Source organism: Nocardia sp. NPDC004260, from assembly GCF_053603155.1.
On sequence record NZ_JBSGEZ010000076.1, the window covers coordinates 24,924 to 34,158 of the forward strand.

Sequence of the window (9,235 nt, forward strand, 5' to 3'; positions counted from 1 at the left end):
CGCCATCACCCCTACATTCAGCACACCATCCGCCGCCGGGGTGGCCTCGTGCTCAACCTCGCCCCACCCGAGCAAGCTGCGAGTTCCCGCGAGATTGTCAGTGGTTTGAACTGGGGTTTTCCCAGTACATGTCAGTAGATTTTCCCGCTTGATGTCAGTGGGTCGATCGCGACGACCTGGCCACCATCACCCCTACATTCAGCACACCATCCGCCGCCGGGGTGGCCTCGTGCTCAACCTCGCCCCACCCGAGCAAGCGCCCGCGACCCGGCTGTGAATGTTCGAAGTCGTCTTCAGTGCTGACCTGCGAATTCGTCTGCGGCTGAACAGGACTACGAACACCGGCGTGTCCCGCAGTCGCCCGCAGTACCGTTCATTCAACTCGTACTCATCTTCAGCACGAGGGGTTGCGGGATGGCTGAGGATTCGTCTTTGCCCGAGCGCGGTGTCGTGAGCGCCGACGAACCGCGCTGGCAGCTGGCGGTGCAGCGCGCCCGGGTCATCGGCCCGCTGGCCGAGCTCGACCATGTCAGCCTCGCGGCCGCCGACCAGGCCGCCGAACGGCTCGGGGTGACCCAGCGGCAGGTGTACGCGCTGGTCAAACGCTGGCGCGAGGGCGAGGGTGTGGCCTCGGATATGCTGCCGCGCCGCTCATCCGGCGGCCGCGGCGGCGCCCGACTGGGCGAGGACGTGGAAGCGGTCGTGCGCAAGGTGCTGCGGTCGCGGTATCTGACCAGGCAGAAACGCTCGGTGGCCGCGATCTGCCGCGAGATCACCCGCGAATGCCGCATCGCCGGACTCGACCCGCCGTCGCGGTCGGCGGTGACCCGGCGCATCAACCGCCTGGACCCGGTCGAGACCGTCACCGCCCGCCACGGCCGCGACGCGGCGCGCTCCCGGCGCGCGGCCGGCGGCCTGCCGGTGCCGGTGCAGGGCCTGCTCGAACGCGTCCAGATCGATCACACCCCCGCCGATGTGATCGTCGTCGACGATGTCCATCGGCTGCCGATCGGACGCCCGTATGTGACCGCGGCGATCGACGAGGCCACCCGATGCGTGCCAGGGCTGGTGGTGACCTTGGAAGCGCCGTCTGCGACCTCGGTCGGACTGTGCTTGGCACACATGGCGATCGACAAACGCGCGTGGCTCGAACGCCTCGAAGTCGCGGCGGTGTGGCCGATGGCCGGGAAACCCGCACAGCTGTATGTCGACAACGCCGCGGAGTTCAAAAGCGAGGCCCTGCGCCGCGGGTGCGAGCAGCACGGCATCGACGTCGACTACCGGCCACCGGGCCAGCCGCACTTCGGCGGTGTGGTGGAACGGTTGATCGGCACCATGATGACGATGCTGCACGAGCTGCCCGGCACCACCTTCTCCAACATCGGCGAACGCGGCGACTACGACAGCGACGCCAACGCCGTTCTCACCCTGGGCGAGCTGCAACGGTGGATGGCCCTGGCGGTGGCCTGCTATCACGGCGAACCGCACGAGCATCTGCGCGGGCGGACCCCGGCGGGGGTGTGGGCCGAACGCGCCGCCGAGCAGGGCACCCCGCGCACGGTGACCAACGAGACCGCGTTCCTGGTCGACTTCTTGCCGGTGATCCGCCGGACACTGACCCGCACCGGGTTCACCGTCGATCACGTGCAGTACTACGCCGACGTGCTGCGCCCGTTGATCGCTCGCCGCGAGGGCTGGGGCCGGTTCGTGCTGCGCCGCGACCCGCGCGATATCTCCCGGATCTGGGTGCTGCACCCCGACACCGGCGACTACCTGGAGGTTCCGTATCGCACCTGGTCGCGCCCGGCGATCAGCGTGTGGGAACACAGCGCCGCGGTGACCCGCCTGCGCGAGCAGGGCCGCGCCGAGATCGACGAGAACGCCTTGTTCTCGATGGTCGAACAGATGCGCGCCATCACCGACACCGCCGCCACGACCAGCCGCAAGGCCCGCCGAAACACCCAGCGTCACACTGCCGTTCGGGCGCGGACCCGCACCCCGGCTCCGCCGCCGCCACCGCCGGTCGATGACGCGCCGGTGCTCGCGCGCCCGTTCGAGGTGATCGAGCAATGGTGATCGGGCAGCCGGTGGATCTGTCGCATCTGCACCCCTCGGCGCAGCGGGTGGCGCTGTTCCCGGACGCCGAGCGGGTGCGGCACGTGCGCGCGGATCGCTGGATCGGCTACACCCGCGCCACCGAGACCTTGGCCCAGCTCGAGCAGCTGCTGGCGATGCCGTCCAAGCAGCGGATGCCGAATCTGCTGCTGATCGGGCCGACCAACAACGGCAAGTCGATGATCATCGAGAAGTTCCGCCGCGACCATCCCCCGATCTCGCATGCCGAGCGCGAGGAGATCCCGGTGCTGGCGGTGCAGATGCCCTCGGAACCTAGCGTGCTGCGCTTCTATGTCGCGCTGCTGTCGGCATTGGGTGCGCCGGTGCGGCCGCGGGCGCGGCGGCTGGCCGATGTCGAGGACCTGGTGCTGCGGCTGTGCCGCGAGTGCGGGGTGCGGATGCTGGTGATCGACGAGCTGCACAACGTGCTCGGCGGGCGCACCCACGTGCGCCGCGAATTCCTGAACCTGCTGCGGTTCCTGGGCAATTCGCTGCGTATCCCGCTGGTCGGGGTCGGAATCCGCGACGCCTACTTGGCGATCCGCTCCGACGATCAGCTCGAGAACCGGTTCGCGCCGCTGGCGTTGCCGCGCTGGGAACCCGACAGCGAGACCGCTGCGCTGCTGGCCAGCTTCGCGGCGGCGTTCCCGCTGCGGCGGCCCTCGCCGATCGCGAGCACCGAGACCGCCAGCTACCTGCTGACCCGCTGCGAGGGCACGATCGGCGAACTCGCCGCGCTGCTCGCCGAGGCCGCGGTCGTGGCGATCGAGAGCGGTGAGGAAGCGATCAACCAGCGCACCCTGCTCGCGGCGGGGTACGCCGGCCCGACCGAGCGGCGCCGGACGTTCGAACGCGAACTGGCATGAATCGAGCGCGGTGGCCGCTGCACCCGGCGCCGGGGGAGCTGGAATCGCTGTCGTCGTGGCTCGCGCGCATCGCCGCGATCTACGGGGTGAGGCTGGATGATCTGCTGGGCCCGCAGTTCGCCGCCTTCTGCCAGAACCCGGACCTGCTCGACGAGGACCCGCCCCCGGGCCTGCTGGGCGCGGTGTCGCGGGCCAGCGGCGTGCCAACGGAACGACTGGGGCCGATGACGATGCCCGCATGGGTGCCGTTGTTGTTCGACAGCGTGCCGATGCCCGAGCGCTACGCCGAGCAGACCTTCTACACCTACGTGCGCCAGTACTCGGTGCTGCTCGCTCCCGGCGAGGCCACCCGGTTCGAGATAGTCGGCCGCCGCAGCTGGCGTGGCCCCTGGATGCCCGCGACCAGGATGGAGCGGTCCTGCCCGCTGTGCATCGCAGAACCCGAGCCGCGCCGGTCCTGGATCTGGGGCCTGCCGCTGGCCGTGGGCTGCACCCTGCACCGGCGCCGCCTGTTCTGGCGCGAGGAGCTGCTGCGGGTCGAGGTCGCCGGGCTCGATGTCGTGCCGATCCCGATCCCCGAACCCTTTGCGACACTGGAGAACTACACCCACCAAGCGCTCACCACCCGCGCGGTGGCCTTGCCGGGCCGGTGCGTGCACGCCGGGGTGTGGTTCCGGCTGCTGCGGACTCTGCTCGACGAGCTGAGCTTGTCGCCGAACGGCGTGCGCGCCGAAGCAGCGCGGACACTCGCGCAGGTGTGGGAGGCCGCCGAGGTCGAACCCCGCGCCGGAGTGCGGCTGTGGCAGCCCTACGAACGGCTGCCCTGGCCGCACCAGCAAGACCTGCTCACCGCAGCCGCGGTCGCGCTGGATCTGGCCGCGCGCGGGCGCATCCGCCCGCGCGGCTCGCTCGCCGCGCTGCTGGCCGCCCCGCAGCAGCACAACCACCCCGGCGAGCCGCCCCCGGACCGTGATATCGCCGCGTCCCGCCTCCGGCTCGTCGACGACACCCGATGCCTGCGCCGCCCCGCCCAGTTCCGCGCGCGCGTCGACGAACTCGCCCACGCGGTGCGCACCGACCCCGAGAGCGCGCGCCAGGTGCTGGCCTTCCTCATCCGCTCCGATCCGAGCCCGGCCAATCTCGAGCGCGAGCGCGATGTGCTGATCCGGGATGCGGGCATGCCACCGGATTTCGTGCGGACCCGCGCCGAAACCGAGGCCATGCTGATCCTCTACGGACACGACCCCGGCGAGATCGCCCGCGCGATCACCGAATTCAGCGACGAATCCCCGTTGCGCGCCGCCGAGGGCCCGGCGGCGGAGCTGTTCACTCCCGAGGACCTCGCGCAGCTGCGCGCCCGGCTGGAGCCGTGACCGCAACCCGCTCCGACTGTTTCATAGGTGATCGCCTGTGAAACGGCGCCGCCCGGAAGCGCCGTGCAGGGCATCACGCGTTTCATAGGTCGTTCCAACTGCGTGGACCGTTGAAACACTCCCATGAAACGATACGACGGGTGAGCGCCGAGTTCCTGAGTGTGGAAGCCAATGACTGCCCGATGTCGTCGTGCACCGCCCCGGCCGGGTCACCGTGCCGGACCGGGCGGGGCAAGGTCGCCAGTCAGTACCACACCGCCCGGTTCCGGCTCGTGCCTTCCCTGTCCAAGACACTCAACGTTTCAACCCCAGCCATCCGCAAGCCTGGCTCGGCTTGGATCGAACTGCCCCGCCCTATAGCAGCCAGCGCCGCCACGGGCGGGCACGTCCGCATCGGCTACGCCCGCGCCTCCACCAACCGCCAGTCCCTCGACACCCAACTCGACTCCCTGGCCGCCGCCGGCGTTACCCGGGTGTTCTCCGAGAAGATCTCCACCCGCGTCACCCACCGCCCCGAACTGGACGCCGCGGTCGCTCTCGCTCAAGAGATGCGCGTGGCCGGTATCGCGGTCACCGTAGTGGTCCACGAGCACAAACGGCTCGGCCGCGGCATCGAACTAGCCGCACTCGCCGAACAGCTCAAGGCATCCGGCATCGGCCTGGAATTCCTCACCGGCGAGCTGCAAGGACAACACGACCCATCCGGGATCGTGTTCACCGTGCTCGCAGCACTATCCGGAATGGAACGCGAATACATCCGCGACCGCACCCTCGAAGGCCACGAATCCGCCCGCAAACGCGGCAAAACCATCGGCGGAGCCACCGTCGTAGGCGACGACATGCTCTCCCACGCCCTGCACCTGAGCGCCCAAGGACTCAGCCTGCGCGACATCGCCGCCCGCCTCGTCATCACCAAAGGCAAGAAGAAAGGCCAACACCCCTCCCCAGCCACCGTCCTGCGCATGCTCCGCGACCACGACCGCCGCACCGCAGACTCAGTGGGAACCGAAGACTCAGCGGGAACCGAAGACTGACCCCAACCCGGCCAGTATCTACTTTGCGGCTCGGGCCAAGTCCCCAGGGTTCCGGTTTATCCGAACAGGGCCTGGCGTTGCCAGAATCGCTGTTCGACGGATTTGACGTAGGCGGATGGGTCGGCTGCGGGTGAGGTTTCTTCGAGTTCTCCGTCGTCGGCGACGTAGTAGATCGAGGTGGTGCTCTGGTTCCCGACTGCGGGTGTGTGCACGATCCAGCCGACACTGAAACGCTTCGCTGCCAACCTTCCCGGGCAGGTGTTATCGGTGCCGGAATCGCGGGTGAGGATGTGCTTGCGCACCTGCGCGAGGGCTTGTGCCTGCGGCATGGGTTCAACAGCGCATGCGGGATTGTTCGCGGACGCGGCAGATGGTGCGGAGTGGGGATCGTCGGTGCGCCCAAAAGGCATCAATGGCGAGCTGGTGTCTGCCGCGGGCGCGTCCTGCGTGTCGTTCTGTTCACCAGCAGCCGCATCCACCTGTGCTGACAGACTCGGCCGTGTATGCATGATTCTCGGGTCTCCTACCGAGACACGAGCGGCGGTAGTCGAGGCGTCTGTAGCGCTGCTGTCGTTGGATGACGATTCCGGCTGTGCCCCGAAGGGATAGGACACGACAGGAGTTTTCTTCAGAACGACAACTTGGTGTTCGCCAGATGAGGTGTACAGCCAGTGCTGTGGTCCTTCACTCATGCTTGCGGTTCCTCTTCGGTGATACCGGCAGCGCCCTGCGGAGGCTCCCACTGTAGGCCGGTGGCGGCGCGAGGTCATGGCCACTGCTGACAATGCCACGAGGCGGCCCGCGCCCGCCGTGGTTCGATTCGACCGATGATGCGGCGGCCGAGCGTGACCACCCACCAACGAATCCGTACGCGCGGAGGAGACATGAGCGTTCGCAGCACCCCGTCTGAAACCGAACGGTCACATCACCCGGACCAGGCAGCCGCCAGTTCTGGGGAACTGGGCGGTGACCTGGCCAGCGTCACGCCGATACGGTTACCGGGCTGCGATCCCGAACCCGCCGCTATGGGGTCGTGTTGCGCTGGCAAGGAGACCGGCCTCGGCTGCGGAGGAGACCGTGTCACCGCAGCTATGCGTGGGCGTGGTCGCGTGATGAACCATCGGAACGGGGAAGATGCTCGCCATAAAGATTGTCGTGTGGGGCTTGGTCGCGGGATTGGTCAGCACTGCCGCAATGGTGGTCTTCTACTCGAACCCGTGGGTGGCGCGTATCCATACCCACCACCAGAGAACCAACGTCGCCGGACAGAGCAACCGCCCGGGTCCGCGCAGGTTCACCACGCATTTCCTGGGCACCCAGCTCGAGGCCTACGTCATGACCATCGGATACGCGTGGTTGCATCCGTTACTGCCGATGAACGGACTGACCGGGGCGCTGACACTGGCCGTCCTCTTCGCGGCATTACGCGTCTGCGCGCCGGTGTGGGCGCTGTGGATGCAGGGAACCTATTCCGGCGGCTACCTCGCCGTGGAAGTCGCCAGCGCAGTCGTCAGCAGCCTCGTCATCACGCTGTCGGTCTATGCGCTCATGTAACGACCGGCGCCCGCGCGAGTGCACCGACCGACGGCGCGGCGCTCCGAAATGCCGACTCCCCAAGTCACCGTCATGGGCAGCGCTGTCAAGACAAATCATCCTATCGTCCAGCAGTTTTCCGAGTGAGGTGTGGTCTCGTGGTCGGCAAATGGTTCCGTAAGCGTGTGGTCGAGCCACTGTCCAGGGATGTCATCCCCGACGCCGCCCATGCGGCGGGAAAGCCGATTCGGCAGACAGGGGAAACCGTTGAGGAGTTCGCGGGCAAGACGATGCCCGAACAAGACCTGCAAGGTCGACTCCAGATCGAGCAGCGGTCCGGTCCCGGAGGGCCACCAGCAGGTGGGTATGAGCCGGTCGCCCCGTCGCCGAGGTCGTCGGCGATGTTCTCGCCGGGCATGTCCGCACAGCACGTCCATGAAACGGTGGCGGGGCTGCTGAGCGACCCCGCTGCCGCCGGTGTCGCCGCGCTGCCGGTGAACTACGGTCTGAAAGCCTCGGGCAAAGACGGGGTCCGCCTGGATTTGACGACGCAGCGCAGTGCCGCCGGCTCCGTGGTCAGCGGGTGGGTCGAATCGCTTCGGATACCCGAGGGAGGGATATTGCATGATGTCTGGGGTGGTGAGAAGTTCGGCGAGTTCGAGTGGAGAGATCCGGGGAATGGGACGGATCCGTCGTGGTCGATGCGGCTTCTGGGGGATCGCAAGCGTCTCGGTGAGGTAGCCGACTCGCTGCCTGAGCAGTTGGCCGCGCTGGCTCCGGGGTTCGGTGCGGATCGGGTGCGTTCGTTGGTGACCGACGCGGTGCAGGTGGCCTCGCAGCACAAGGATCTGAAGAAGTGGGGCGGATCGCTGGCTGCCGAGGCGACGGGCGAGCAGCTGCGTGTGCGTGTGTCGAAAGGCGCCGTACCCGCAGAAATGATACCTGCCGACTGGGTGTTGTTCGATCGCACCATCACCCGGGACTAGGGCAAGGTCAGGTACGCGAGACGAACAGCGCCCGTGGCTCCAGATCCAGCATCCAGCCGGTGTCAGTTTTCGAAGTCGCCTTCAGTGATGTTCGAAGTCCTGTTCAGTGAGGCTGGCGTGGGGTCGGTCAGGTGCGGTCAGGTCGTGAGTTCGTTGATGTGGTTTTGCAGTGAGGGAATCCACTGCACGAGTGCCGGGAGATCGGCGGTGGTGACACGGACTTCTTCGCCGTGGCGGGTTCGTTTGGATCCGTCGGAGTCCAGCGGTGGTAGGTCGGTGGGTACGACCATGTGGGGTACGCCCAAGATGCGTATTCCGCTGGTCGGGGTCGGCACCCGGGGAACATCATCTCCGAGAAAACGGGGGAAGCACAACATGGCGGCAAAGAACCCTGTCCGGCGCACAAAAGCCGCTCGCGAACTGGCTGAGAAGTGGGGCGCATCGGACCGCACGATCCGCCGGATCGTCGCGGAACCGCGCGCCGACTACGAGTCTCGAGCGCTCGAGAAGCGGCGGCGGGCCCAGCAGATGCGCAGCGAGGGCGCGACCTACCGCCAGATCGCCGACGAGCTGGGCGTCGGGATCGGGTCGGTGTCGGCACTGCTCCGGACGCCGGTTCCCGCTGAGGCGAAGTCCGCGTAACCCGTCCCGGACTCGAACGCTTGTGCGGTTTCTGACCGCCGATAAGCCCGCCTATCAGCGTGGTCGTAGTGGTCGGGTTTTCTTCACGGGCCATGGGTTGGCCAGTTTCCCTTGGTGCTGTAGGGCTTTGATCCATCCTTGGGCGATGCGGTGGGGCACGTCGTAGTGGCGTGCGACCTTGGCAATCGATCCCAACCGCCAGTAGTTGACCCCGAAATCCGAGGGTAGCGGCGGGATTTCGGGGGGCTGCCGGTGCACCCGGGCAGCGACGGTCGAGGTGGGTGCGGTAGCCCGGGTACTGGCGCTGCCGCCGGATGCTGTCGATGCCGGGGGTGTGGGGTCCGGTGATCGGGGTGCGGCCGCGGTGCGGATCAGGTCCGCGAAATCCAGCTCGGCCAAGGCCTGGGGCACCTGCTGTCCGGACGTGGGGGTGCGGACCGTGACCAGGTGGGTACCAGTGGCATCGACGTGCACGACGGCGGCCAGGCGGGTGTGCCCGGTGTCGGTGTCGGTGATCGTGAGGGTGAAGGTGTCGCTCATGGGGTTGCGCTCGCTGGGTCGGTGCGGATGTGGCGGTAGATGGTCATGGGGCTGACGCCGCAGGTGGCCGCGATCTCGGCCATGGTGAAGGTCTTCGAGTCGTACATGCGCTGGGCCCGCTCGACCAGCACGGGAGTCATTTTGGG

10 protein-coding genes are annotated in these 9,235 nt (G+C 67.7%); 7 read left to right on the top strand and 3 right to left on the bottom strand.

Annotated elements, in window-relative coordinates; all coding sequences use genetic code 11:
* Nucleotides 1-414: 414 nt before the first annotated feature.
* The 4 genes from ACWEO7_RS31590 (at nucleotide 415) to ACWEO7_RS31605 (ending at nucleotide 5,388) form a co-directional block, all read left to right on the top strand.
* A complete protein-coding gene (locus ACWEO7_RS31590; protein WP_452428655.1) occupies nucleotides 415-2,076 on the top strand; it encodes a Mu transposase C-terminal domain-containing protein in 1,662 nt (553 codons plus the stop codon).
* Nucleotides 2,070-2,981 (top strand): TniB family NTP-binding protein, encoded by a 912-nt coding sequence (locus ACWEO7_RS31595; RefSeq protein WP_452428657.1) that lies wholly within the window; start codon nucleotides 2,070-2,072, stop codon nucleotides 2,979-2,981. The genes ACWEO7_RS31590 and ACWEO7_RS31595 overlap by 7 nt, the downstream gene beginning before the upstream one ends.
* Nucleotides 2,978-4,354 (top strand): TniQ family protein, encoded by a 1,377-nt coding sequence (locus tag ACWEO7_RS31600; RefSeq protein ID WP_452428659.1) that lies wholly within the window; start codon nucleotides 2,978-2,980, stop codon nucleotides 4,352-4,354. The genes ACWEO7_RS31595 and ACWEO7_RS31600 overlap by 4 nt, the downstream gene beginning before the upstream one ends.
* Before the next feature lie 140 nt (nucleotides 4,355-4,494).
* Nucleotides 4,495-5,388, top strand: a complete 894-nt coding sequence (locus ACWEO7_RS31605) for a recombinase family protein (RefSeq protein ID WP_452428661.1) — start codon at nucleotides 4,495-4,497, stop codon at nucleotides 5,386-5,388.
* 56 nt (nucleotides 5,389-5,444) lie between these two features.
* On the opposite strand, the gene ACWEO7_RS31610 is transcribed toward ACWEO7_RS31605, so the two are convergent.
* On the bottom strand, nucleotides 5,445-6,080 hold the full coding sequence (locus ACWEO7_RS31610) for a hypothetical protein (RefSeq protein WP_452428663.1): 636 nt from the start codon (nucleotides 6,078-6,080) through the stop codon (nucleotides 5,445-5,447).
* 442 nt (nucleotides 6,081-6,522) lie between these two features.
* On the opposite strand from ACWEO7_RS31610, the gene ACWEO7_RS31615 reads away from it, so the two are divergent.
* On the top strand, nucleotides 6,523-6,942 hold the full coding sequence (locus tag ACWEO7_RS31615; protein WP_452428665.1) for a hypothetical protein: 420 nt from the start codon (nucleotides 6,523-6,525) through the stop codon (nucleotides 6,940-6,942).
* Between the two features lie 137 nt (nucleotides 6,943-7,079).
* Nucleotides 7,080-7,907, top strand: coding sequence for a hypothetical protein (locus tag ACWEO7_RS31620; RefSeq protein ID WP_452428667.1), 828 nt, complete (start codon nucleotides 7,080-7,082; stop codon nucleotides 7,905-7,907).
* A gap of 137 nt (nucleotides 7,908-8,044) precedes the next feature.
* Here the strand turns inward: ACWEO7_RS31620 and ACWEO7_RS31625 are convergent, their stop codons facing one another.
* Nucleotides 8,045-8,197: a hypothetical protein gene (locus tag ACWEO7_RS31625; protein WP_452428668.1), complete on the bottom strand. Its 153-nt coding sequence runs from the start codon at nucleotides 8,195-8,197 to the stop codon at nucleotides 8,045-8,047.
* Nucleotides 8,198-8,282: 85 nt separating this feature from the next.
* Here ACWEO7_RS31625 and ACWEO7_RS31630 point away from each other — a divergent pair, with 85 nt between their 5' ends.
* Nucleotides 8,283-8,549 carry a replication protein RepB gene (locus tag ACWEO7_RS31630; RefSeq protein ID WP_452428670.1) on the top strand — a complete coding sequence of 89 codons (267 nt, stop codon included), beginning with the start codon at nucleotides 8,283-8,285 and terminating at the stop codon, nucleotides 8,547-8,549.
* Nucleotides 8,550-8,603: 54 nt separating this feature from the next.
* Here the strand turns inward: ACWEO7_RS31630 and ACWEO7_RS31635 are convergent, their stop codons facing one another.
* Nucleotides 8,604-9,089 carry a hypothetical protein gene (locus ACWEO7_RS31635; protein ID WP_452428672.1) on the bottom strand — a complete coding sequence of 162 codons (486 nt, stop codon included), beginning with the start codon at nucleotides 9,087-9,089 and terminating at the stop codon, nucleotides 8,604-8,606.
* Nucleotides 9,090-9,235: the final 146 nt, after the last annotated feature.